General features: G+C 67.8%; 20 protein-coding genes. 14 read left to right on the top strand and 6 right to left on the bottom strand.

From position 1 onward, the window contains the following. The first annotated feature begins 1 nt into the window (after position 1). The 11 genes from SR882_RS09405 (at position 2) to ftsZ (ending at position 13,656) form a co-directional block, all read left to right on the top strand. Entirely contained in the window at positions 2–1,519 is a 1,518-nt protein-coding gene (locus SR882_RS09405; RefSeq protein ID WP_322520993.1) for a UDP-N-acetylmuramoyl-L-alanyl-D-glutamate--2,6-diaminopimelate ligase, read from the top strand. After that, a complete protein-coding gene (locus SR882_RS09400; protein WP_322520992.1) occupies positions 1,516–2,970 on the top strand; it encodes a UDP-N-acetylmuramoyl-tripeptide--D-alanyl-D-alanine ligase in 1,455 nt (484 codons plus the stop codon). Before SR882_RS09405 ends, SR882_RS09400 begins: the two co-directional genes overlap by 4 nt. Further along, entirely contained in the window at positions 2,951–4,033 is a 1,083-nt protein-coding gene (gene mraY / locus SR882_RS09395; RefSeq protein WP_322520991.1) for a phospho-N-acetylmuramoyl-pentapeptide-transferase, read from the top strand. The genes SR882_RS09400 and mraY overlap by 20 nt, the downstream gene beginning before the upstream one ends. Next, positions 4,033–5,499 carry a UDP-N-acetylmuramoyl-L-alanine--D-glutamate ligase gene (gene murD, locus SR882_RS09390; protein WP_322520990.1) on the top strand — a complete coding sequence of 489 codons (1,467 nt, stop codon included), beginning with the start codon at positions 4,033–4,035 and terminating at the stop codon, positions 5,497–5,499. The genes mraY and murD overlap by 1 nt, the downstream gene beginning before the upstream one ends. Next, a complete protein-coding gene (gene ftsW, locus SR882_RS09385; protein WP_322520989.1) occupies positions 5,496–6,752 on the top strand; it encodes a putative lipid II flippase FtsW in 1,257 nt (418 codons plus the stop codon). The genes murD and ftsW overlap by 4 nt, the downstream gene beginning before the upstream one ends. After that, positions 6,749–7,879, top strand: coding sequence for an undecaprenyldiphospho-muramoylpentapeptide beta-N-acetylglucosaminyltransferase (murG, locus tag SR882_RS09380; protein WP_322520988.1), 1,131 nt, complete (start codon positions 6,749–6,751; stop codon positions 7,877–7,879). Before ftsW ends, murG begins: the two co-directional genes overlap by 4 nt. Further along, entirely contained in the window at positions 7,879–9,315 is a 1,437-nt protein-coding gene (murC, locus tag SR882_RS09375) for a UDP-N-acetylmuramate--L-alanine ligase (RefSeq protein ID WP_322520987.1), read from the top strand. The genes murG and murC overlap by 1 nt, the downstream gene beginning before the upstream one ends. Continuing rightward, a complete protein-coding gene (locus tag SR882_RS09370) occupies positions 9,312–10,331 on the top strand; it encodes a D-alanine--D-alanine ligase (protein WP_322520986.1) in 1,020 nt (339 codons plus the stop codon). The genes murC and SR882_RS09370 overlap by 4 nt, the downstream gene beginning before the upstream one ends. Further along, the gene (locus tag SR882_RS09365) at positions 10,331–11,140 is read left to right on the top strand and encodes a cell division protein FtsQ/DivIB (RefSeq protein WP_322520985.1); all 810 of its coding nucleotides are present in this window, start codon (positions 10,331–10,333) and stop codon (positions 11,138–11,140) included. Before SR882_RS09370 ends, SR882_RS09365 begins: the two co-directional genes overlap by 1 nt. 64 nt (positions 11,141–11,204) lie before the next feature. Beyond that, positions 11,205–12,449 (top strand): cell division protein FtsA, encoded by a 1,245-nt coding sequence (gene ftsA, locus SR882_RS09360; RefSeq protein ID WP_322520984.1) that lies wholly within the window; start codon positions 11,205–11,207, stop codon positions 12,447–12,449. 46 nt (positions 12,450–12,495) lie between these two features. Beyond that, entirely contained in the window at positions 12,496–13,656 is a 1,161-nt protein-coding gene (gene ftsZ, locus SR882_RS09355; protein WP_322520983.1) for a cell division protein FtsZ, read from the top strand. 118 nt (positions 13,657–13,774) lie between these two features. Here ftsZ and SR882_RS09350 read toward each other — a convergent pair whose 3' ends face one another. The 6 genes from SR882_RS09350 to yhbY all read right to left on the bottom strand — a co-directional run bounded on the left by SR882_RS09350 (position 13,775) and on the right by yhbY (position 21,447). Beyond that, positions 13,775–14,236 carry an RDD family protein gene (locus tag SR882_RS09350; RefSeq protein WP_322520982.1) on the bottom strand — a complete coding sequence of 154 codons (462 nt, stop codon included), beginning with the start codon at positions 14,234–14,236 and terminating at the stop codon, positions 13,775–13,777. Between the two features lie 16 nt (positions 14,237–14,252). Next, positions 14,253–17,708, bottom strand: a complete 3,456-nt coding sequence (gene mfd, locus SR882_RS09345) for a transcription-repair coupling factor (RefSeq protein ID WP_322520981.1) — start codon at positions 17,706–17,708, stop codon at positions 14,253–14,255. A gap of 227 nt (positions 17,709–17,935) precedes the next feature. After that, a complete protein-coding gene (locus SR882_RS09340) occupies positions 17,936–18,169 on the bottom strand; it encodes a hypothetical protein (protein ID WP_322520980.1) in 234 nt (77 codons plus the stop codon). A 98-nt stretch (positions 18,170–18,267) separates the two neighbouring features. Beyond that, positions 18,268–20,265, bottom strand: coding sequence for a cation:proton antiporter domain-containing protein (locus tag SR882_RS09335; RefSeq protein ID WP_322520979.1), 1,998 nt, complete (start codon positions 20,263–20,265; stop codon positions 18,268–18,270). A gap of 181 nt (positions 20,266–20,446) precedes the next feature. After that, entirely contained in the window at positions 20,447–21,133 is a 687-nt protein-coding gene (aat, locus tag SR882_RS09330) for a leucyl/phenylalanyl-tRNA--protein transferase (protein ID WP_322520978.1), read from the bottom strand. Then, positions 21,130–21,447: a ribosome assembly RNA-binding protein YhbY gene (gene yhbY / locus SR882_RS09325; RefSeq protein ID WP_322520977.1), complete on the bottom strand. Its 318-nt coding sequence runs from the start codon at positions 21,445–21,447 to the stop codon at positions 21,130–21,132. The genes aat and yhbY overlap by 4 nt, the downstream gene beginning before the upstream one ends. Positions 21,448–21,561: 114 nt before the next feature. On the opposite strand from yhbY, the gene SR882_RS09320 reads away from it, so the two are divergent. From SR882_RS09320 to rlmE, 3 genes are all read left to right on the top strand, one after another. Further along, positions 21,562–22,221, top strand: coding sequence for an SCO family protein (locus SR882_RS09320; protein WP_322520976.1), 660 nt, complete (start codon positions 21,562–21,564; stop codon positions 22,219–22,221). Continuing rightward, positions 22,218–22,691, top strand: coding sequence for a copper chaperone PCu(A)C (locus SR882_RS09315; RefSeq protein ID WP_322520975.1), 474 nt, complete (start codon positions 22,218–22,220; stop codon positions 22,689–22,691). The genes SR882_RS09320 and SR882_RS09315 overlap by 4 nt, the downstream gene beginning before the upstream one ends. Before the next feature lie 170 nt (positions 22,692–22,861). Beyond that, positions 22,862–23,485 carry a 23S rRNA (uridine(2552)-2'-O)-methyltransferase RlmE gene (rlmE, locus tag SR882_RS09310; protein ID WP_322520974.1) on the top strand — a complete coding sequence of 208 codons (624 nt, stop codon included), beginning with the start codon at positions 22,862–22,864 and terminating at the stop codon, positions 23,483–23,485. Positions 23,486–23,491: the final 6 nt, after the last annotated feature.

The following is a 23,491-nucleotide window of genomic DNA, read 5'->3' as shown; positions in this document are numbered from 1 at the left end:
CATGGCGCGCGTGGCATTCCCCGAGATCGGCCTGCGAGAGATCGCCCGGCTGCGGCATGCCGGTGCCCCGGATCGTCGCGTGCGCGCGATCAGTGACGACAGCCGCGATCTCGACGCCGGCACGCTGTTCTACGCCCGTGAAACCCAATCGCACGATGCCGACCGGTTTGTCGCGGATGCGTTGGCCCGTGGCGCGGCCGGTGTCATTGGTGCCGGGCTTACACCCGCCGAGGGCGTGATGCTTCTCGACCGCCCGGAGGACGCGATCGCCGAGCTGATCATCCAGGCCAATGGCTGGAACCACGAAGCCGTGGCGATTACGGCCGTCACCGGGACCAACGGCAAGACCACCGTCTGTCATCTGATTGCCGGGTTGATCGGCATCGACGGCGAGCCCGTCGGGGTGATCGGCACGCTGGGCTGGGGGTTGTGGTCACCGCGGGCGGAGTACCAGGCGACGAGCAACACCACGCCGGGGCTGATCGAGAACTGGCGTCTGATCGGTGAGCTGGTTCGTGAGGGCGCGCGCGAGATCGTCATGGAGGTCTCCTCCCATGCCCTGACCCAGGGCCGGGTGGACGGCCTTCCCATCCGCACCGGGGTATTTACCAACCTGGGTCGGGATCACTTCGACTACCACGGCGACATCGAGGCCTATCTCGCGGCCAAGGCCCGCCTGTTCGCCCTGCCGAGTCTGCGCCAGGCGGTGCTCAATGCCGACCAGCCGGCGACGGAGCGGATGCTCGAGACACTCGCCGCCCGAGCGGACGCGCCACGCCAGTTGTGCTATTCGCTGGCCCCGTCGGCCGGGCCGACCGCCTGCCGTCCCTGCCTGACCGGCGTGCTCGAGGCCCCGGAGTCGGGACGCATGCGGTTGGCGGTCAGTGGCTTTGGCGAGCGGGCCGAGCTCGAGGCCGCGCTGGCCGGTCGTTTCAATGCCGAGAACCTGCTCGCCGCGCTGTCTGCCCGCCTGGTAGTGGGCGAGACGCTGGATGCCCTTTCGCGCCAAGTGGGCCGGCTCAAGACCCCGCCGGGGCGGATGGAAACCTTTGCCGTCGGTCGCGGCATGACCGTCGTGGTCGACTACGCCCATACCGCCGATGCCCTGGAAAACGTGCTGGCAAGCCTGCGAGAGGCGCTGCCCGATGGTGCCCGATTGGGCGTGATCTTCGGTTGTGGCGGCGACCGCGACACGGGCAAACGCCCGCTGATGGGGGCGGTTGCCGAGCGGCTGGCCGACTGGGTGATCGTCACCAGTGACAACCCGCGCAGTGAATCGCCCGAGGCGATCATCGAGGCGATCGTGGCCGGCATGAAGAACCCCGCCGATGTCGAGCGCCTCGTCGACCGGCACGCGGCGATTGCCACCGGCATTCGCCAGCTCGCCGACGGGCGGCCGGGCGATTGCCTGTTGGTGGCCGGCAAGGGCCATGAAACCGGCCAGGAAATCGGCGACCAGCGGCGCCCGTTCGACGACCGTCTGGTGGTCCGCGAGCAGGCACGGGAGGTGGCGCCATGATCCGGGCCACGCTCGATCAGATCGCCCGCTGGGCGGAGGGACGCCTGGCGAAGGATGCCGACGGCGCGCTGCCAATCGCCGGCGTGGGCACCGATACGCGCGCCGAACTGGGCGGTCGCCTGTTCGTTGCGCTGAAAGGCCCGAACTTCGATGCCCATGACTTCATCGATCAGGCGGCCCGACAGGGTGCAGTTGCCGCGCTGGTCGAGCGCGAACTGCCGGATTGCGCGCTGCCGCAGGTGGTCGTCGACGACACGCTGGCCGCGCTGGGTCGATTGGCCCGCGGCTGGCGCGAGGCGGTCGATCCGACCGTGATCGGGATCACCGGCAGCAGCGGCAAGACCACGGTCAAGGAACTGCTGGCCGCCATGCTGGGTCAGATCGGCGCCACGGCGGCCACCCGCGGCAACCTGAACAACGACATCGGCGTTCCGCTGACCCTGCTCGACTGGGCACCTGAGACGCGTTTCGCGGTGGTGGAAATGGGCGCCAACCATGTCGGCGAGATCGCCCGGCTGACCGAACTGGCCGCCCCGGACATCGTCGTGGTCACCATGGCCGGGCGGGCCCACGTGGGCGAATTCGGCTCGGTCGAACGGATCATTGAGGCCAAGGGCGAGATCTATCGCCATCGCCCCGCGGCGGCACGCGCCCTGGTGAATCTCGATTCGAACGGCGCGGATGGCTGGCTGATGGACGCGCCGCAGGCCGAGACCTTCACGCTCGACCCCTGCCACCGCGAATGGGCGACCTGGTCGGGCGAATACCACGCCACGGCCCACGAGCTGTCGGTGACCGAGCGTGGCCAGCCGCTGTTCGATCACCTTGCCGTGCCCATGCCCGGCGCGCACAACGCCGCCAATCTGCTGGCCGCGATCGGCCTGGCCCGCCTGGCGGGTGCCTCGGTCGAGGCGATCAGGACCGGGCTGTCCGCCTTCCGCCCGCCGGCCGGGCGGATGGGCCAGGTGGTGCTCGCCAACGGTTGGCAATTGATCGATGACAGCTACAACGCCAATCCCGAATCGATGCGTGCGGCGCTCGGCTACCTCGCCGGCCAGCCGGGCGCGCGGTTTGCCGTGCTCGGCAGCATGGGCGAGCTGGGTGTCGAGTCCGACTCACTGCACCGGCAACTGGGCGAATTCGCCGCGGGGCAGGAACTTGAGGGCCTGGTGGCAGTCGGTCCGGGGGCCGCGGCGCTGGCCGCGGGATTCGAGGCGGCCGGCGGAGCCCAGGGCGCGATCGAGGTGGTGGACGACAGCGAGGCGGCCATCCGGGTATTGCGCCAGCGCCTGGCCGACCACGGCTCGACGGCCGTGACCGTGCTGCTCAAGGGCTCACGCTTCATGCACATCGAACGGGTCCGCGAGGCCTTCGAACGGGAGATCGGCATCGCGCCGGGGACCGGCAACAAATCCACAGGGAGAGGGCGAGATGCTGCTCTGGCTGACTGAATGGCTGACCCAGTACGCCAGCTTCTTTGGCGTATTCGAATACCTGACCTTCCGCGCCATGCTGGGGGTCGCCACGGCGTTGTTGATCTCGCTGGCGGTCGGCCCGTTCGTCATTCGCTGGCTGCAGAGCGTCAAGGCGGGTCAGCCGATCCGCGAGCTCGGTCCGCAGACCCATCTGGCCAAGGCGGGTACGCCGACCATGGGCGGGGCGCTGATCCTGATTTCGATTGCGGTCTCGATGCTGCTCTGGGGCAATCTGGGCAATGTCTATGTCTGGGTCGCGCTGCTCACCACCATGGGCTTTGGCCTGATCGGTGGCTGGGACGACTACCTCAAGCTCTCGCGCCGCAACAGCGACGGCCTGGCCGCGCGCTGGAAGTACCTGGGGCAGTCGGTGATCGCGCTGGTTGCCGCCGTCTTCCTGTTCTCCATTGCCGAGACGCCGGCGGAGACCAGCCTGCTGATCCCGCTGGTCAGGGACGCGCTGATCCCGCTGGGTTTGGGCTTCGTGATCCTGACCTATTTCGTGGTGGTGGGTAGCTCGAATGCCGTCAACCTCACCGACGGGCTCGACGGGCTGGCGATCATGCCCACCGTGCTGGTCGCCGGCGGGTTGGGCGCGTTCGCCTACGTCACCGGCCACTACGAGTTCGCCAATTACCTGGGGCTGCCGTTCATCGCCGGGGTGGGCGAACTGGTGGTCTTCTGTGCCGCGATCGTTGGCGCCGGTCTCGGCTTTCTCTGGTTCAACAGCTATCCCGCGCAGGTGTTCATGGGCGACGTCGGTGCGCTGGCGCTGGGCGCGGCACTGGGCATCGTCGCCGTCATGGTTCGCCAGGAGATCGTGCTGTTCATCATGGGCGGCATCTTCGTGCTCGAAACCGTCTCGGTGATGCTTCAGGTCGCCTCGTTCAAGCTGACCGGCAAACGCATTTTCCGCATGGCGCCGATCCATCACCACTTCGAGCTCAAGGGCTGGCCGGAGCCGAAAGTGATCGTGCGCTTCTGGATCATCACCGTGATCCTGGTGTTGATCGGTCTGGCAACGATGAAGGTGCGCTGATGAAACTGATCGTCGGCATGGGACAGACTGGATTCTCCGCGGGGCGCTTCTTCGCCCGTCGCGGCGAGTCGTTTGTCGCCGCCGACACGCGCGGGGCGAACGCCCCGCGTGCCGCCTGGCTCGAGGCGTTCGGTGCCGGCACGCTCTTCGACGGCGAGCTCGATGCGGCCATGCTCGACTCGGCCGAACTCCGCGCGCTCGACGGCATCGTGCTGAGCCCGGGGTTAAACCCCGCAGTCGAACCGCTGGCGGGGCTGGTAGGCGAGGCGCGCCGTCGCGGCATCCCGGTGGAGAGCGACATCGCCGTCGCCCTGCGTCACGCGCCGGTGCCCTATGTGCTGATCACCGGCTCGAACGGCAAGAGCACGGTCACGGCACTGACCGCCGAACTGCTCACCGCCGCGGGGTATCGGGTGGCCATCGGTGGCAACTACGGCACCCCGGCGCTGGATCTCCTGGCCGAACCGAGCGACGTGCTGGTGCTCGAGGTGTCGAGCTTCCAGCTGGAGGCCTGCGATCCCGAGGCCATCCGCGCACGGGCCGCAACCGTACTCAATATCAGTGCCGATCACCTCGACCGGCACGGCTCGATCGAGGCCTACGCGGCGCTCAAGCAGAAGATCCTCGTCCATGCCCAGGCGGTCGTGATCAATGCCGACGATACGCGCGTCGCGGCGATGGCCGCCCACAGCCGCGCTCGGATCGTGACCTTTTCCGCCGGGGCGGACGACGATTCGCCTGCCGCCGAGCATCGCTACTACCTGGATGCCGATGGCGAATCCCTCTGTCGCGACGACCAGGTGCTGTTCGCCGGCGAGGACCTGGCCTTGCCGGGGGCCCACAACCGCATGAACGCCCTGGCCGCCCTGGCGCTGGTCGAGGCGGTAGCCGGTCGAGCGGCGCTCGACGGGATGGCCCTGAGGGCCGCGATGGCCGCCTTCACCGGCCTGCCGCATCGCATGCAGGTGGTCTGCCGCTGGCCGGTCAATGGCGGCGAGGTGCGATTCATCAACGATTCCAAGGCCACCAATGTCGGTGCCGCCGTGGCCGCGATCGACGGGTTGGCTGCCGGCGGGGCGGCCGGGCAGGTCGTGATCGTGGGTGGGCAGGCCAAGGGCCAATCCTTCGACGAGCTGGCCGCGGCCCTCAAGGCCCACGCTCAGGGCGTGGCGCTGATCGGCGCCGATGCCGATGAGATCGAGGCGGTACTGGCCGCGGTGGCCGGCGACTCATTGCCCCGCGCCCGTTGTGAATCGCTCGAGGCCGCCGTGGCGTGGGCCGCCGAGCAGGCCTCTGCCCGGGTAGCGGCCGGTCGGCAGGTGGTGGTGTTGCTGTCGCCTGCCTGTGCGAGTTTCGACCAGTTCCGCGGCTACGCCGATCGCGGCGAGCATTTCGCCCGGGCGGCTGAGTCGATCTGCGATGCGCGTGATGTGCCGGCGCCGGTGTCCGCGGAGGTGGCCTCATGAGCCTGTGGCAACTCAACCGCCGGGGGTGGCAATCGCTCGGGCGCCTGGGCGGCCAGGGCCTGCAATGGCTCGCCGATCGCAATGTGGTCGACGGGGCGAAAGATGCCACCAGTGGCATTTCCCTGGACCGGTCGTTCCTCATCGCCCTGCTGGCGCTGTTGTCGATCGGCCTGGTGATGGTCGCCTCGGCAACGCTCGGCATGGGCGATTCCTCGGCCGCCGGTCGCGGCCTGTTGATTCGCCAGTCGGGCGCCGTGGTCGTCGGTCTGATCGCGATGGCGGTGCTGCTGATGATGCCGTTGCGTCACTTCGTGGCCTTGCGGAACGTGATCCTGCTCGCCTCGATCCTGTCGTTGGCCGTGCTGTTCATCCCGGGTGTGGCGCACACCGTCAACGGGGCGACGCGCTGGATCGATCTGGGCTTCGTGCGGGTGCAGGTAAGCGAGTTTGCCCGGCTGGGCATGATCGTCTGGATGGCCGCCTATCTCGGCGTGCATCTGGAGAAGGTGCAGACGCGCATCCGCGGCATGGCCGCCCCCGTGGGCGTAATCATGCTCGCCTCGACCCTCCTGCTGCTCCAACCCGACTACGGCAACACCCTGGTGCTGGGCGCGACGCTCTTTGCCATGGCCTGGCTGATGCGTGCCCAGCTGCAAACCATGCTGATGCTGATGGTCGCCGGCGGGGCACTGGCGGTCGTCGGCGTGTTCTCGGCGCAGTATCGGGTCGATCGCCTGCTGTCGTTCTCCAATCCGTTTGCGGATCCGTTCGGCGACGGCTACCAGCTGGTCAATGCCCTAATCGCCATCGGCACCGGCGGCCTGTTCGGCCGCGGCCTGGGCGAGGGCGTGCAGAAACTGGCCTACCTGCCGGAGGCCCATACCGATTTCATCTTCGCCGTCTACGCCGAGGAGTTCGGCCTGTTCGGTGTCATCGCCCTGTTGGGACTCTACGGGGTGCTGGTCTGGCGCGGGTTCGTGATCGCCCGCATGGCCTGGGCGGTGAATCATTACACCGGCGCGGCGCTCGCCTGGGGTATCAGCACGTGGATCGGCATGCAGGCGCTGATCAACATGGGCGTGAACATGGGGCTCCTGCCCACCAAGGGTCTGACGTTGCCGTTGATCAGCTACGGCGGCTCGGCGATGGTCGCGACGCTGCTCGCGATGGGATTGATCCTGCGCGTCCATCACGAGGCCAGTCGAGCCCTGGCCGATGCCGGCATCGAGGATGTGCGGGAGGTGACCCGATGAGCCGCGCGGTGATCTATGTCATGGCCGGCGGCACCGGCGGGCACGTGGTGCCGGCACTGGCCGTGGCCGGGGCGCTGGCCGAGCGCGGCTACGCCATTCGCTGGATGGGGACCGAGCGGGGCATCGAATCCCGCCTGGTGCCGGAGGCCGGCTATCCGATCGACTATCTCGCCATCGGCGGCCTGCGCGGCAAGGGCTTCAGCACGCGCCTGGCGGCCCCCTTCCGCCTGCTGCATGCCGTCTGGCAGGCCGGTCGGTTGTTGCGCCGCCATCGGCCCGCATTGGTCATAGGCATGGGTGGCTTTGCCGCCGGCCCGGGTGGCCTGGCCGCGTGGCTGACCCGCCGTCCGCTGGTGATTCACGAACAGAACGCCATCGCCGGTCTGACCAACCGCGTGCTGTCCCGATTGGCCCGCGTCACGCTGGCCGCCTACCCGAAGGCCTTCGGTCGCACGCTGCCGGCCGAGCAGGTGGTGGGTAATCCGGTGCGTTCGGCCATTGCCGAGCTACCGGCACCGACCACGCGTTTCGAGGGGCGCGACGGGCCGGTGCGCGTGCTGGTGCTGGGCGGCAGCCTGGGGGCCCAGGCACTCAACGAGGCCGTGCCTCAGGCCCTGGCGCGCATCAGTCAGCGCACTGACCTGATCGTGCGTCACCAGGCGGGGCCACGCCACCTGGAGACCGCCGTTGCCCATTACGACGTCGCCGATTGGGGTGCGGGCAGCCGCCACGAGGTATCGGGATACATCGACGACATGGCCGAGGCCTTCGGCTGGGCGGACTTCGTCATTGCCCGGGCGGGCGCCATGACCGTCGCCGAGATCGCCGCGGCGGGTATCGGGGCGCTGTTCGTGCCGTTCCCGCACGCCGTCGACGATCACCAGCGATTCAATGCCGCCTGGCTGGTGGCGCAGGGCGCCGCGCGACTGCTCAACCAGCGCGAGGCCGACGTCGACACCCTGGCCCGTCTGCTCGGGCCGTTGCTGGCCGACCGGGCCGCTCTGCTCGACATGGCGACGCGGGCCCGCGAAGCCGCCGTGCCGGATAGTACCGCGCGCATCACGGCGATCTGCGAGGACGTGATCGCCGCGCAACCCAACAACAACCCATCCGGGGAGGGCCGGTAATGGATGCAGTGACAGCCGATTTCGCCCCGGTCGCCCAGGTGCGCATGCGCAAGGTGCGCCACCTGCACTTCGTCGGTATCGGCGGGGCGGGCATGAGCGGTATCGCCGAGGTGCTGCACACGCTGGGCTTCGTGGTCTCCGGCTCGGACATGAACGAATCGCCGGCGGTGGGTCACCTGCGTGAGCTGGGCATCGAGGTGTTCATCGGTCATGCCACGGAGAATCTTGCCGGGGCCGACGTATTGGTGGTCTCGACCGCGATCGCCGCGGACAACCCGGAACTGGTGGCGGCGCATGAACACCGCATGCCAGTGGTGCGTCGCGCCGAGATGCTCGCCGAGATCATGCGCTTTCGGATCGGGCTGGCGGTGGCCGGCACGCACGGCAAGACCACCACCACCTCGCTGTTGGCCGCGATCATGGCCGAGGCGGGGCTCGATCCGACCTACGTGATCGGCGGCAAGCTGCTGTCCAGCGCCTCGAACGCGCGCCTCGGCCGGGGGGAATACCTGCTGGCCGAGGCCGACGAGTCGGATGCCTCGTTCCTGCACCTGCAGCCGCACGTCGCGGTGGTCACCAACATCGACGCCGATCACCTCGAGACCTACGACAACGATTTCTCCAAGCTGCTGGATCACTTCGTCGAGTTCCTGCACAACCTGCCGTTCTACGGGTTGGCGGTGCTGTGTGCCGATGACAGTCACACGATGAGCATCGTCGATCGCGTGGGTCGCCAGGTGTTGACTTATGGCATTGATGCGCAGGCCGACGTGCGCGCGACCGACATCCACAGCGACGGTTTCGAGTCGAGCTTCGACGTCAGCCTGCCGGGCGGCGAGTCGTGGCACTGCCGGCTGGCGATGCCGGGACGGCACAACATCCTCAACGCGCTGGCGGCGATCACGGTCGCCCATGACCTGGGTGTCGACGGCGAGGCGATCGTCCGGGCACTGACCGGGTTCAAGGGCGTCGGGCGTCGGCTCGAGCGTCGCGGCTCGCTCGCCTTCACTCAGGGCCGGCGGATGCTGCTCGACGACTATGGCCATCATCCGCGCGAGGTCGCCGCGACCCTGGCCGCGGTGCGCGATGCCTGGCCGGACGAGCCGTTGCTCCTGATCTTCCAACCGCATCGCTACACCCGCACCCGCGATCTGTTCGAGGACTTCGTCGAGGTGCTCTCGCAGGTTGACCAGCTGATCCTGATGGAGGTCTATGCCGCCGGGCAGCAGCCGATTGCCGGCGCCGATGGCCGCAGCCTGGCCCGCGCGATTCGTGCCCGCGGCCAGGTCGACCCGGTGTTCGTCACCGAGCCGGCCCAGGTGGCCGAGGTGATCGACGACATGGTGCGCGAGGACGGCATCGTGTTGACCCTCGGGGCCGGCAACGTCGGCAGCTTGCCGGGACTGCTGCTGGAGCAATGGGAGGATCGGGCATGAACGAATCGATTCAGGCCTTGGGGCGCGTGATGGTCCTGATGGGCGGCTGGTCGGCCGAGCGCGAGGTCTCGCTCGCCAGCGGTCGGGCGGTGCTCGAGGGTCTGTTGTCGCGCGGGGTGGATGCGATCGGCGTCGATCTGAATCGTGCCGGCGCCCGCGACCTCGGCCGGCGGCTGGTCAACCAGAGCATCGACCGGGTCTTCATCGCCCTGCATGGCCGGGGGGGTGAAGACGGTCAGGTCCAGGCCCTGCTCGACCTGAATGAGGTGCCCTACAGCGGCAGCGGCATGGCCGCCTCGGCGGTCGGCATGGACAAGGTGCTGTGCAAGCGCATCTGGCGGGACGCGGGGCTGGACACGCCCGCCTTCGCGGTAGTCGACGGCCTCGCCGCGGCCCGCGAGGCCGCCGAGACGCTGGGTTGGCCCGTGATTATCAAGCCCACCGCCGACGGCTCGAGCGTGGGGGTGAGCAAGGTCGACGACCCGGCGGGCGTCGAACCGGCGTTCCGTGACGCCGCTGCCCACGGCGAGGTGATGGTCGAGCAGTTCATCGCCGGTGGCGAGTACACCGTCGCCATCCTGGGCCAGCAGAGACTCCCGGCGATCCGGATCGAGGCCAGCGCCGAGCATGCCTTCTACGACTACCAGGCCAAGTACGAGGCCGAGGACACCGGCTACCGGATTCCCTGTGGCCTCGCCGACGAGGAAGAGGCTCGGCTGGCCGAGGCGGCCCGGACGGCGTTCGCCCTGATCGGCGCGCGCGGCTGGGGCCGGGTGGATTTCATTCGTGACGCCGAGGGGCGGCACTGGTTGATCGAGGTGAACACGGTGCCGGGGATGACCAGTCATTCGCTGGTGCCCATGGCTGCGCGTGCGGTGGGCCTGGATTTTCCCGGGCTGTGCGTCGCCATTCTCGAGCAGACCCTGGCCAGCGGGGCCAGCGGGGCCAGCGGGGCCAGCCGGGCCCACCCGGCCGGGGCATCCACGGGAGGTGAGTCGGCTGATGGAGCGGTTTGATGACAACACGACGTGCCTCCCGGGTCAGGCCTCGCGGGCCGAGTTGGCGCGAGCGTTGGACGGCCTTTATTACCGGCCTGCGGGTGGTATTGCGCTGGGCCTGGCGGATCGGGCTGTGGCTGGCCTTCGTCGCCGCGGTGGTGCTGGTCTCGCAGCGGGTCTGGCTCAAGCTCCAGTCGCCGGTTGCGGCACTGGAGATCGACGGGGCCAACCGCTTCGTCACGGAGGAGCAGGTGCGCCAGGAACTCTGGCCGGCGCTGGGGCAGGGCATCTGGACGGTGGATATCACGGCGTTGCGCGAGCGACTGCTCAACGACGGCTGGCTCACCGAGGTGCGCATTACCCGGCAATGGCCGGATCGGCTGCTGGTGAGCCTGCAGACGCATCAGCCGATCGCCGCCTGGAACGAGGAGCGACTGCTGAGCGCCGCCGGCGTGGTCTTCGCACCGCAGCGGCGGCCGGTCGACCTGCGCTTGCCGCAGCTTGCCGGTCCTGCCGGCAGCCAGTGGACCGTCTGGGAGCGCTACACCAGCCTCAAGCCTGTGCTGGCCGGGGTGGGGATGGAGCTGATCGGCGTGGCGATGAGTCCGCGCGGGTCGTTGAGCCTGTCGCTCGCCTCCGGGGCGGTGATCCAGACCGGGCAGGAATCGCTGGAGGCGCGCCTCCAGCGACTGCTCGACGTCTACCCGGACACGCTGGCGGGAAAGATGGATCAGGTCGAGCGAATCGACCTGCGCTACAGCAACGGTTTTGCCGTGGCGTGGCGCGACGCGGACGACAAATCGAACAACAAGACAACACAAGACTGACGACAGGGATGTTCGGGAGCCGGAAGCGATCGGAAACCATGGCAATCAAAGGCAGAAACAGAGCATGAGCGCGTTGAGAAAAGGAGAGCGGGAGTTCGTTGTCGGACTCGATATCGGCACCAGCAAGGTAGCGGCCCTCGTTGGCGAATGCGACGGCGACGGGCGGCTGAGCCTGATCGGCTACGGCTCGCATCCGACCAACAAGGGGCTGCGACGTGGCTCGGTGGTCGATATCGAATCCACCTCGATGGCGATTCGCCGCGCGATCGACGGGGCGAGCGCCCTGTCGGACTGCGAGATCGGCTCGGCGTGGGTCGGGGTCGCCGGCGATCACGTGCGCAGCATGGATTCGCAGGGGATGACCGGCACCGGCGGGCGCGAGATCACCGACGCCGATGTCAGCCAGGTGATCCAGTCGGCCCGGGCGGTCAAGATCGCCGACGGCCAGCAGATCCTGCACTGCGAGCCGCAGGAATTCCGCATCGACGGGCAGGACGGCATCCGCAAGCCGCAGGGCATGAGCGGTCACCGGCTCGAGGCGAACGTGCACATCGTCACCTCGGCGGCGAACAACGTGCAGAACGTGATCAAGTGCGTCGAGCGCTGTGACGTGCATGTCGAGGGCACCATCCTCGAGCCGATCGCCGCGGCCCGCGCCGTGCTCAACGACGACGAGCGCGAGCTCGGGGTGGTGCTGATCGACATCGGCGGTGGCACCACGGATATCGCCATCTACACCGGCGGGGCGCTGCGCTACGCCGCGGTGCTGCCGATTGCCGGCGAGCAGATCACCAACGACCTCTCCTACGGCCTGACCACGCCGCCGGCGGAGGCCGAGAAGATCAAGATCAACCACGCCAACTTGGGGACGGTGGACGAACGCGAGGCCTCACGCGCCATCGAGGTGCCGGGGGTTTCCGGCCGCCCACCGCGGCGCATCCCGCAGGAGACGATGATGCGCATCGTCCGCCCCCGGGTCGAAGAGCTGCTCTCCTACGTGCAGGAGGAGGTCCGCCAGTCGGGTTGCCAGAACTTGGTGAACGCCGGCGTGGTGCTGACCGGTGGCACGGCGCAGATGCCGGGCTTCGTCGAGTTGGCCGAGGACTTTTTGCAGATGCCGGCCCGACTGGGTACGCCCCAGGGTGTGGTCGGCAACCTGGACGCCTTGGGAGACCCGGCGAACGCCGCCGGGATTGGTTTGATGCTGCACGGGCTGGAACAGGCCCGCGAACAAACGGCCCATGGACCGGCGACGGCCCATGGAAATGTTCTGGAACGCCTGAAGGGCTGGTTCCGCGATCACCTCTGATTCACACCACTTATCTGAATGCCACGCGAGAGAAGGAGACGACACCATGAGCAACTGGACAATGGCTGAAATGCAGACCGAAAGCGCCAAGATCAAGGTCATCGGCGTTGGTGGGGGCGGCGGCAACGCCGTGGCTCACATGGTTCAACAGCACATCGAGGGCATCGAGTACATCAGTGCCAACACCGATGCCCAGGCGCTGGTGAAAAGCAACGCGCCGTCGCAATTGCAGATCGGCGCGAACATCACCAAGGGCCTCGGTGCCGGCGCCGACCCCGAGCTGGGCCGCCAGGCCGCGCTCGAGGATCGCGAACAGATCCAGGAGGCAATCAGTGATGCCAACATGCTGTTCATCACCACCGGCATGGGCGGGGGTACCGGCACCGGCGCGGCACCGGTGATCGCCCAGATCGCCCGCGACATGAACATTCTCACCGTGGCGGTGGTTACCCGGCCGTTCTCCTTCGAGGGCAAGAAGCGCACCTCGGTGGCGATGGAAGGCATCCAGGAGCTCGAGGACAACGTCGACTCGCTGATCGTCATCCCCAACGACCAGCTCACCGCGGTGATGGGCAAGCAGGCGGCCCTGCGTGATGCCTTTGCCGCCGCCAACGAGGTGCTGTTCACTGCCGTGGCCGGCATCTCCGAGCTGATTACCCGTCCGGGCGAGATCAACCTCGACTTTGCCGACGTGCGCGCGATCATGACCGAGAAGGGCACGGCGATGATGGGCACCGGCATCGGCACCGGCGACAACCGCGCCGCCGAGGCCGCCGAGGCCGCCATCCACAGCCCGCTGCTCGACGACATCAACCTCACCGGTGCCGAGGGCATCCTGGTCAACGTCACCTCCAACGGCGATCTGTCGATCGGCGAGTTCATGGAGATCGGTGAGATGGTCCAGGAGCTGGCCGGCGACGAGGCGGTGGTCAAGGTGGGCACCGCGGTCGACGACGAGCTCGACGGCCAGCTGCGCGTCACGCTGGTGGCGACCGGCCTGTCGCGGATCAAGAACGTCAGCGCCGAGTCGAGCAAGCCGCGCGTGGTGATCGACAACGCGGCTCGCCGCGAGGAGTCGACCGAGCAGGCCGAGCCGACGCGTGCCGAGGCCCAGCAGGCCTACGCCGGCGCGGCACATCGCGGCAACACCGCGATCAATCTCGACACCATCGATATCCCGTCATTCCTGCGCCACCAGGCGGACTGAATGAGGGTCCCCGGTTGATCGCCGGGGTGAAAACTCGCGAGGCAAGTCAAAGGCCCCGGGACATGCGTCCGCGGGGCCTTTCTTTTTGGGTTCGTTCTCCTGGATCGGCCGGGTTGCGTCAGCCGCCGGGCAGCAACTGCACCACCCGCATCGCCTGGCGATCGTCGATCCAGCTGCGCCGCTGCGGGTCGCGGCGGGCGGCGAAAAACAGCAGGCCGAGAGTCGCGAGACTGAGCAGACCAAAGCCGAAACGCGCCAGCATCGGTCCAAGGCAAGCGCCCGCCCGCTCGCGGATCAGCAGCAGGCGCCAGACCTTCATGCCGGGCGTCTGGCCGAAGCGGCACCAGAAGAACACGAAATAGGCCGCGATCCACGCCAGCAGGTAGCCACGGAACAGCCACTGCACGGGGCCTTCCGGCGGCACGGGCTCGCCGCCGGTGAACACCAGCGCGATGAAGGTGGCCAGGATCACGACGGCGATGACGAACAGCATGTCGTAGAACAGCGCCGCGGCCCGTCGCCACAGCGGGGCGGTGCGGGCGGGGCGCTTGGGTGTGTCGCGTTCACTGGCGTCGGTCATTTCTCGGCCCTGGTGATTAGGTGGCGGTCTCGGGCAGGGCAATGTCCTGCAGGATGACCTCGATGGTCTTCAGGCGATCATCGAGCGTCGGCATGTCCCGGTTAAAGCGCAGGGTGTCGGCCGACAGGCGGTAGGTCTCCGGGGCGGCCTGCACGGCGGCGACCAGCTTGGCCGGGTCGATGCGGGCATCCTCGCCGAAGATCAGGCGCCCGCCGCGTGACGTGAGTTCGAGCTTGGTGATGCCGAGCCGGCGGGCGCGAATGCGCAGGCGATGGGTCTCGACCAGGGCGACCACCGGCTCGGGCAGCAGGCCGAAGCGGTCGATCAGCTCCACCTTGAGCTCGTCGAGCGCCTCGTCGTCCGTCGCCGTCGACAGGCGCTTGTAGAGCGTCAGTCGGGTGTGAACGTCGTTGACAAAGTCCTCCGGGATCAGCGCGGGTTCGCCCAGGTCGACCTCGGTGCTCGCGTTCTGCATCGGCGCGTCCAGTGCCGGCTCGCGCCCCTGACGGATGGCGGCGACCGCCCGGTCGAGCAGTTGCATGTAGTAGCGATAGCCGACCTCGTGCATCTGCCCGGATTGCCCCGAACCCAGCAGCTCGCCGGCGCCCCGGATCTCGAGATCGTGGGTGGACAGGGTGAAGCCCACGCCCAGGTCCTCGAGCGCCGCGATCGCCTCGAGGCGCTTCTGCGCATCCGGGGTCAGCTGGCCCGGCTCGGGGGTGATCAGGTAGGCGTAGGCGCGGTGGTGTGACCGACCGACGCGACCGCGCAGCTGGTGGAGCTGGGCCAGCCCGAACTTGTCGGCGCGGTGGATCAGGATGGTGTTGGCCGTGGGGATGTCGATGCCCGACTCGATGATGGTGGTCGAGACCAGCACGTTGAAGCGCTGGTGGTAGAAATCCGACATCACCTGCTCCAGCCCGCGCTCGCCCATCTGACCGTGGGCCACGCCGATGCGCGCCTCGGGGACGATCTCTTCGACCAGGCGGGCCATGCGGTCGATGCTCTTGACCTCGTTGTACAGGAAGTACACCTGACCGCCCCGTTTCAGTTCCCGCTGGATCGCCTCACGGATCTGCACCTCGTCCCAGCGCAGGATCACGGTCTTGACCGCCAGCCGCTCGCGCGGCGGGGTGGCGATGATCGACAGGTCGCGAATGCCCGACAGCGCCATGTTGAGCGTGCGCGGGATGGGCGTGGCGGTGAGCGTGAGCATGTCCACCTCGGCGCGCAGGGCCTTGAGGCGCTCCTTGTCGCGCACGCCGAAACGCTGCTCCTCGTCGATGATCACCAATCCGAGGTTGGCGAACTCGGGCGAGTCGCGCAGCAGCTTGTGCGTGCCGATCACGATGTCGACCTGGCCGGCCTTGATCCGTTCGCGCAACTCGCCGGTCTTCTTGCCGCCCGACAGGCGCGAGAGGCTTTCGATGGTCACCGGCCAGTTGGAAAAGCGGTCGCGGAAGTTGCGCAGGTGTTGCTCGGCGAGCAGCGTCGTGGGGACCAGCACCGCCACCTGGGCGTGGTTCTCCACCGCGACGAACGCCGCGCGCATCGCCACCTCGGTCTTGCCGAAGCCCACGTCGCCGCAGACGACGCGGTCCATGGGCTGGCCGGCGGCCATGTCGACCAGGACCTGCTCGATGGCCAGCCGCTGGTCGTCGGTGGGCTCGAAGGCGAACTCCTCGGCGAACTGGCGGTAGTCGGCCTCGTCGGCCTTGAGCGAGGTGCCCTTGCGCGCGGCCCGACGGGCATGCACGTCCAGCAGTTCGGCGGCAACGTCGTGCACCTGCTGGGCGGCGCGCTTCTTCGCCTTCTCCCATTGCCCAGAGCCCAGCCGGTGCAAGGGAGCGGTTTCCTCGGCACCGCCGGTGTAGCGCGAGATGCGCTCGAGGCTGGAGACCGGCACGTAAAGCTTGTCGTCATCGGCGTAGGTCAGCAGCAGGTATTCCTGCTGCTGGTCGTTCATTTCCAGGGTGACCAGCCCCTGGAAGCGGCCGACACCGTGATCCTCGTGGACCACCGGTGCGCCGATGGCGAGATCGTCGAGATTCTGGATGATCGCATCGGCATCCCGGCCCCGGCGAGACTTGGCTCGTCGTTGCGCGACCCGCTCGGCGAACAGGTTGGTCTCGCTGATCACCGCCACCGGTCGGCCGGCCGCTGGCAGGATGGCGCCGTGCTCGAGCTCGGCCACCGCGATGGTGACCGGCGCCTTGTCGGCCTGGTCCCAGCCCTTGATCGCCAGCGGCTCCAGCCCGACGGCGGCCGTCTGCTCGATCAGGGCCTGGCGCCGCCCGCTGCTCTCGGCGACCAGCAGGGTGTGGCCGTCGAACCCGCGCACGAATTCGGCCAGTCGTTCGATCACCGCCGGCTGGGCGGCGCTGCCGGCCGTCAGGTCGGGCAGCGGCCGGTCGGCGATGTCGGCGGCCTGCGGGAAACGCTCGTCGTTGCCCGCCACCAGTTGCCAGCGGGGCAGACGCTTGAGCTGCTCGCCGAATTCCTCCGGCGTCTGGTAGAGCGCCTCGGGGGCCAGGATGGGGTGGTCGATGTCACCGGCGCGCTGGGCAAAGCGCTCGCTGGTCTCGTGGACGAAGGCCTCGAGGGACTGCTCGACGCCATCGAACAGCAGCAGCCGGGCCGAGTCCGGCAGGAAATCGAACAGCGTCGCGGTGGACTCGAAGAACAGCGGCAGGTAGCTCTCGATGCCGGCCGGCACCAGTCCTTCCGATACCTGCTTGTAGATGGGGGCGCTGGTCGGGTCACCGGGAAAGGTATTGCGCCAGTTCTGACGGAAGGTGGCGATGCCCTTGTCGGTCAGGGGGTATTCGCGGGCCGGCAGCAGGGTGATGGCCTCGACCGTTTCGGTGGAGCGCTGCGATTCGGGATCGAAATGGCGCAGGGTCTCGATCTCGTCGTCGAACAGGTCAATGCGCACCGGCTCGTTGGCGCCCATCGGGAATACGTCGATCAGTCCGCCGCGCAGGGCGTATTCGCCGTGCTGCTCGACGGTCGAGACCAGGCTGTAGCCAGCCGCCGCGAGCTGCTGGCGATAGGCCTCGCGGTCCAGGCGCTGCCCGACCTCCAGCACCATACCCTGGCCGGTGACGAAGGCCGGTGGCGGCAGGCGCTGGAGCAGGGTGGGCGCGGCGATCAGGGTCAGGCCACGCGATTCGCCGGGCAGTCGCCACAGCCTTGAGAGCCGGTCGGAGATCAGGTCCTGGTGCGGCGAGAAGCGGTCGTAAGGCAGGACTTCCCAGTCGGGGAAGATGCTGGCCTCGACGCCCAGGAACGCCAGGGCGGCGCGGGTGTCGTTGACCGCTCGACTGTCGGGCAGCACGGCGAGTACCGGCCGGTCCGCGGCAACGGCCGCCAGGCGCGTGGCCAGCGCTCGGCCGAGCTCGGTATGCACGCGCAGATAGATCGGGTCGCGGTGGTCGGCGGGCTGGGCGATGGACTGCTTGGCGTCGCTCATGGAGTCGGTTGCGGGTCGTGGTCGAGGCGGGCCCCCGCGGGGGCCGGCGTGTATCAAGGCGGTCGGATTCGAAGGCGCGATTGTCGCCCATTTGCCGCGCGGCTGCACGGGCGGCGGGATTGATGGCGACGCTGTCCGTCGCCGGTGTTGCGGGGACAAAAAAATGCGGGCCGTGGCCCGCATTCCCAGGCAGCGGCTGTCGCTGCCTCGTGTCAATCCCGATCGGATCAGGCGCGCACGTCGATCATGCTGCCCGGGCCGCCATCCTGTTGCTCGTCACCGGCACGGTTCTGTGCAGCAGCGGCCGCCTCGCCACCGTTGACCCGGTTTTCCACCGGGTTTTCGACCGGCGTGTTGCGCGTCTGGGCGCTCGGGTTGGCGGTCTGCTGATTGGACGGTGTCGAGAGCATGCCGTCCGCGGCCGCCACGTTGCTGTAACCGCTGTCCACACTGGCGATCATGTCGCTTGCCTCCCCTGATATCGGGATCAGGTGCCTGTCGTTGTTCGCCCTAGCTTAGTGAAATACCGCCACATTTCCAATCGATTCGCCGCCGGCCATCAGTCGGGGCGGCCGGTCAGCAGCAGTTGTTCGGCGGTGTCGAGGGTCTCCGGGGAGCCATAGAGGGTCAGCACGTCGCCTTCCTGGAGCTCGACCTCGTCGCTGGGGCTCTCGCCACGGATGCCGTGGCGATTGATGGCGTCGACCACCACGTCGTCGTGGTCGGTCAGGAGCGCGCCGAGTCGCTTGCCGATTGCCGCTGCCCCCGGCACCAGGGCGACGTTCTTCAGGGTGCGCGGCGCGAGCAGGGTGAAATCGTTCTCGTCCCGGGCACGGTCACCGTGGAAAGTGTGACGCAATGGCGCGTAATCGGCCTGGCGGATTTCCTGGATCTGACGGAGGATCTTCGCCAGCGGCACGTTGAGCGTGCGCAGCACGTGACCGCCGAGTGCCAGGCTCATCTCGTAGACCGACGCGACCACCTCGGTGGCCCCCGCCTCGTGGATGCGGTCGAGATGCTCGTCGGTGCGGGTGCGCACGATCACCGGGATGTCGCGATTGTGGCCGCGGATCACCTCGATGGTCTTGATGGTCGAGGCATCGTCGAGGTGACTGATCACCACGGCGCGCGCCCGATTCAGGCCCGCCGATTGCAGGATGTCGAGGTGGGTCGAGTTGCCGAAGTACACCCGCAGTCCCGCCTCGTTGGCCTGCTGGACGATATCCGGGTCGACCTCGATCGCGGTGTAGTCGATGCCCTCGCTCTTGAGCAGGCGGGCGACGTTCTGGCCGACCCGGCCGAACCCGCAGATCAGGACGTGCCGTGACACGTCGCTGGCATCGGCGCGCACCTCGATGTTGTGCTCGCGCCGGCTTTTCGCGTAACCCGGGACCAGTCGCTTGGCGATCACGCCGTTGTACTTGACCAGGATGGGCGTGAGCACCATCGAGAAGATCACCGTGCCCAGCACGATTTGATGCTCCACGTCGGTCATCAGGTCGGGGCTGGCGATGGAGAGCATGGCAAAGCCGAACTCGCCGCCCTGGGCCAGCACCAGCCCTGAGCGAAACGCCACGCCGGGCGCCTCCCCCATTGCCCGGCCGATCAGGAAGATGATCGCCAACTTCGCGAGAATCAGGATGGCCAGGAACATCAGCACCCAGTGGCCGATATCGGCCAGACCGCCGATGTCGAGCATCATGCCGATGGTGATGAAGAACAGACCCAGCAGCACGTCGCGGAACGGACGGATGTCGGCCTCGATCTGGTGCTTGTACTGGGTCTCGGACAGGGCGATACCGGCCAGGAATGCGCCCAGCTCCCAGGACAGGCCCGCGGTATCGGTCATCCAGCCGGCGCCCAGTACCGTCAGCAGCACCGCCAGGGTGAACAGTTCGGCCGAGCGGGACTTGGCGATTTCGCGGAACAGCGGCCGCAGCACCCAGCGCCCACCGAAGAACAGCACGATGGCGGCGAGCACGCCCGCGCCCAGGGTAAGCGTGATCTCAAGGGTGAGGTTGCCCGCGTCGCCCGCCGCACCCGACACGCCCAGCACCGGGATGACGATCAGGAAGGGGATGACTGCGAGGTCCTGGAACAGCAGGATGCCGACGGCATTGTTGCCGTGCCGGGAGTTGACCTCCAGTTGCTCGCCGAGTTGCCGAATGACGATCGCCGTCGAGGAGACGGTCATGACCCCGGCCAGCGTGAAGGCCGCGGCCGGGGAGAAGCCCATCAACAATGCCGCCCCGCCGGTGATCACGGCGGTGAGCAACACCTGGGCCCCGCCCATGCCGACCACGGCCCGGCGCATCGCGATCAGTCGCGACAGCGAGAATTCCAGCCCCAGCATGAACAGCAGGAACACCACGCCGAACTCGGCGATCAGGTGGATGTCGTGGATGTCCTTGACCAGCCCGAGCGCATGCGGGCCGGCGAGCATGCCGACGGCCAGATAGCCGAGGATCGCCGGCAGGTTCAGACGTCGCAGGGCGACCACGGCGACGACCGAGATCAGCAACAGTGTCAGCAGGATGCCCATGGTGTCGGCTGGCATGGGGTGTCTCGTTCCTAGATGTGGGCGTGACGGCGATGTTTTCGGCGCAAGTGGCTAAGGAGCCTCTGCGCGAATAGTTAATGCCCCGATGGCTTGCTGAGTCGTCCGCCCTTAAGGCGCAAAGAGCGGGGTTACTTTTCGTGCACCGGTTCCTAACGAGCTAACGAGCGCCCATGTTTTATCACAAACCGCCCGGAAACCCGGCCGGGCTATCGGCACAGGCCGCCTCGTCGAGCCAGCGCGTGAACACCGAGCGCGGGTATTCCTCGGCGCCCAGTCCGAGCAGGTGTTCGGTGGTGAACTGGGCGTCGAGGAAATCGATTGGTCCCCAGGCGTGATCGACCAGAATGGCGGCCAGCGCGAACTTGGAGGCGTTGGCGGCGCGGCTGAACATCGACTCGCCAAACGCGGCCCGGCCGATGCGGCTGCCGAACAGTCCGCCCACCAGCTCCTCGCCCGACCAGACCTCCACCGAGTGGGCGATGCCGGCGGCATGCAGGTCGACGAAGGCTTGGCGCATGGCCGGCACGATCCAGGTGCCCGGATCGCCTCGGCGCGGTCCAGCGCAGCCGTCGACCACCGCGGCAAACGCCGTGTCGACCGTCACGCGGTAGCGCTGCTGACGGCGCCACTTGGCCAGGCTGCGCGAGACGTGGAATCGCTCGGGGGTGAACAGCGTGCGTGGGTCGGGGCTCCACCAGAGGATGGGGTCGCCCTCTGAGTACCAAGGGAAGATGCCGCGCCGGTAAGCCGTCGCCAGTCGATCGACAGAGAGATCGCCGCCGGCGGCCAGCAGGCCGTTGGGTTCCTGCAGGGCACTGCTGACCGGCGGGAAGACCCGCGGATTCGGCCCGAGCAGCGGGATCATTGCTGGCCGGGTTTTCCCGGCTTGGGTAGATTGAAGTCGGAGTAGCTGGCGCGCGGGCGGAACAGCACGGCGATGTGACCTACCGTCTGCACCAGGGTGGCCTTGGTCTCATCGGTGATGGCGTCGATGATCTGACGCTTCTCGTCGCGCTCGACGCCGGGGACCCGCACCTTGATTAGCTCGTGGATTTCGAGTGCCTGCTCGATTTCGAGGAGTACCGCCTCGGTCAGGCCGTGCTGGCCGAGGAGAACCACGGGCTTCAAGTGATGCGCTTCGGCGCGAAGGTACTGTCGCTGGCGGGCGGTTAGGTTCATGTCGTCGGGACTCTCCGGGTATCGGCCGAGTTGGGGGAGGGCGGCTGTGTGAAATCACACATTGCAACGCCGTGGATGACCCGGCAGTTTACCGCCCTGGACTCTATCGGACCAATGACCGACACCATGTTGCTGCGCGTTCTGCTACTGCCCTTCCTCCTCGTCTCGCTGCTCGCCGGTTGCCAGCCGGCCGCCGAAAACCCCGGGACCAATCCGCTGGCCGGCTACGAGAGTCCCGAGCCGCTGGTGCTGCGTGCCCCCGAGGCGCCCATGCCCGTGCCCGACGTGGTGCTTGAAGGCGTTGACGGCCCCGTGGGGACATCGGCGCTGTTCGATGGCCGGTGGACCCTGCTCTACGTCGGCTATAGCTACTGCCCCGACATCTGTCCGACCGAGTTGGGCCAGCTGTCCCAGATCCTGCCGGCGCTGCAGGAGCACTCGCCGCAATTCGACTGGCAGGTGGTGTTCCTGTCGGTCGACCCGGAGCGCGACACGCCGGCCCACCTGGAAAAATACACCGCGTTCTTTTCCGAGGAGTTCGTGCCGGTGACCGGATCGCGCGAGGCGATCGACGCGGTCACCGGCGCGGTAAAGGCCGGCTATCGCATCGGCGAGCACGCGCCGGGCGAACGGCGCTACAGTGTCGACCACGACACCGGCTTTCGCCTGATCGACCCGCAGGGGCGCATGCTGGCGGTGTTGCCCGGCCCGCATCACCCCGACCGCGTCGTGACGATGCTCCAGTCATTCCTATCTGAGGTACGCCCCGAATGAAACGTCTCTCCGCCCTGATCGCCGCCACGATTGCCGCCGTGATGACGCTCCCGGCCTCCGCCGCCGAACTGGAAGTGCGCGAGCCGTGGGTGGTGCTGGCGCCGCCGGGCGCCTACGCCACGGCCGCGTTCATGGAACTGCACAACGCCGGCGAGGTGCCCGTCGACGTGGTCGAGGCCGACGCGCCCGGCTTCGAGACGGTCGAGCTGCACCGGTCGTTCAATGAGGACGGCATGCACCGCATGGTGCGCCAGGATCGGATCAGCGTGCCGGCCGGCGAGTCCGTCGCGCTGGCACCCGGTGGTCTGCACATCATGCTGATCGGGCCGGAGACGGCGCCCGCCGAGGGCGAGCGCATCGCCATCGAGCTGCGTTTTGACGATGGCAGCACCCAGACGGTCGAGGCGGTGGTGCGTCCGCGCGAAGCGCGCCCCGCCGGACATGGCCACGGCGATCATCACCATCACTAAGGCCGGGCTTAGGCCGGGCTAGGGTCGGTTGCGCCGGTGGCGATCCGATCGACGTCTCCCCGCGGCGTCGCGGCCCGGTGAATCTGGTCGTGCGCCGGTTGCGCGATTTGGGTCGCCGGGGACGATAGGGGATAATCCCGCTCCCTTGTAACGTCCTACCCGGAGGCCTCATGGCGCGGTCGGTCAGCAGCAAACGATGGCTCACCGAGCATTTCCGTGACGAGTTCGTGCAGAAGGCCCAGCGCGAGGGCTGGCGTTCGCGCGCCGTCTACAAGCTGATCGAGCTCAACGAGCGCGACCGCTTCCTGCGCCCCGGCATGACGGTGGTCGATCTGGGCGCCGCGCCGGGCGGCTGGACCCAGTACGCCGCCCAGGTGGTCGGGAGTAACGGCCATGTCTTTGCCCTCGACCTGCTGCCCATGGATCAATTCGCCGACACCACGGTGCTGCAGGGTGATTTCACCGAGGATGCCGTGCTGCACGAATTGGAGGCGGCCCTGGGCGAGAGCGAAGTCGATCTTGTGCTTTCCGACATGGCCCCCAACATGAGTGGTGTGGATTCGGTCGACATTCCCCGCTCGATGTATCTCGCGGAACTTGCACTGGATTTCTGTGATCGGATGCTCAAGCCGAAGGGCGCCTTCGTCACCAAGCTGTTCCAGGGCGAGGGGTTCGACGAGTACGTCAAGGAGACGCGTCAGCGCTTCGACCGCGTGGTGGTTCGCAAGCCGAAGGCGTCTCGGCCACGCTCGCGAGAGGTCTATCTGGTGGCAACCGGCAAGCGCGTGAGATAAGGTTGT

Origin of the sequence: Guyparkeria halophila (assembly GCF_034479635.1) — a bacterium.
GTDB lineage: Bacteria > Pseudomonadota > Gammaproteobacteria > Halothiobacillales > Halothiobacillaceae > Guyparkeria > Guyparkeria halophila.
This window is presented reverse-complemented; position numbering and strand designations above follow the sequence as displayed.

Excerpts from the sequence above, each read along its gene's own strand:
- SR882_RS09405 (WP_322520993.1), top strand. The coding sequence starts at position 2 with ATGGCGCGCGTGGCATTCCCCGAGATCGGCCTGCGAGAGATCGCCCGG.
- SR882_RS09400 (WP_322520992.1), top strand. The coding sequence starts at position 1,516 with ATGATCCGGGCCACGCTCGATCAGATCGCCCGCTGGGCGGAGGGACGC.
- mraY (WP_322520991.1), top strand. The coding sequence starts at position 2,951 with ATGCTGCTCTGGCTGACTGAATGGCTGACCCAGTACGCCAGCTTCTTT.
- murD (WP_322520990.1), top strand. The coding sequence starts at position 4,033 with ATGAAACTGATCGTCGGCATGGGACAGACTGGATTCTCCGCGGGGCGC.
- ftsW (WP_322520989.1), top strand. The coding sequence starts at position 5,496 with ATGAGCCTGTGGCAACTCAACCGCCGGGGGTGGCAATCGCTCGGGCGC.
- murG (WP_322520988.1), top strand. The coding sequence starts at position 6,749 with ATGAGCCGCGCGGTGATCTATGTCATGGCCGGCGGCACCGGCGGGCAC.
- murC (WP_322520987.1), top strand. The coding sequence starts at position 7,879 with ATGGATGCAGTGACAGCCGATTTCGCCCCGGTCGCCCAGGTGCGCATG.
- SR882_RS09370 (WP_322520986.1), top strand. The coding sequence starts at position 9,312 with ATGAACGAATCGATTCAGGCCTTGGGGCGCGTGATGGTCCTGATGGGC.
- SR882_RS09365 (WP_322520985.1), top strand. The coding sequence starts at position 10,331 with ATGACAACACGACGTGCCTCCCGGGTCAGGCCTCGCGGGCCGAGTTGG.
- ftsA (WP_322520984.1), top strand. The coding sequence starts at position 11,205 with ATGAGCGCGTTGAGAAAAGGAGAGCGGGAGTTCGTTGTCGGACTCGAT.
- ftsZ (WP_322520983.1), top strand. The coding sequence starts at position 12,496 with ATGAGCAACTGGACAATGGCTGAAATGCAGACCGAAAGCGCCAAGATC.
- SR882_RS09350 (WP_322520982.1), bottom strand. The coding sequence starts at position 14,236 with ATGACCGACGCCAGTGAACGCGACACACCCAAGCGCCCCGCCCGCACC.
- mfd (WP_322520981.1), bottom strand. The coding sequence starts at position 17,708 with ATGAGCGACGCCAAGCAGTCCATCGCCCAGCCCGCCGACCACCGCGAC.
- SR882_RS09340 (WP_322520980.1), bottom strand. The coding sequence starts at position 18,169 with ATGATCGCCAGTGTGGACAGCGGTTACAGCAACGTGGCGGCCGCGGAC.
- SR882_RS09335 (WP_322520979.1), bottom strand. The coding sequence starts at position 20,265 with ATGCCAGCCGACACCATGGGCATCCTGCTGACACTGTTGCTGATCTCG.
- aat (WP_322520978.1), bottom strand. The coding sequence starts at position 21,133 with ATGATCCCGCTGCTCGGGCCGAATCCGCGGGTCTTCCCGCCGGTCAGC.
- yhbY (WP_322520977.1), bottom strand. The coding sequence starts at position 21,447 with ATGAACCTAACCGCCCGCCAGCGACAGTACCTTCGCGCCGAAGCGCAT.
- SR882_RS09320 (WP_322520976.1), top strand. The coding sequence starts at position 21,562 with ATGACCGACACCATGTTGCTGCGCGTTCTGCTACTGCCCTTCCTCCTC.
- SR882_RS09315 (WP_322520975.1), top strand. The coding sequence starts at position 22,218 with ATGAAACGTCTCTCCGCCCTGATCGCCGCCACGATTGCCGCCGTGATG.
- rlmE (WP_322520974.1), top strand. The coding sequence starts at position 22,862 with ATGGCGCGGTCGGTCAGCAGCAAACGATGGCTCACCGAGCATTTCCGT.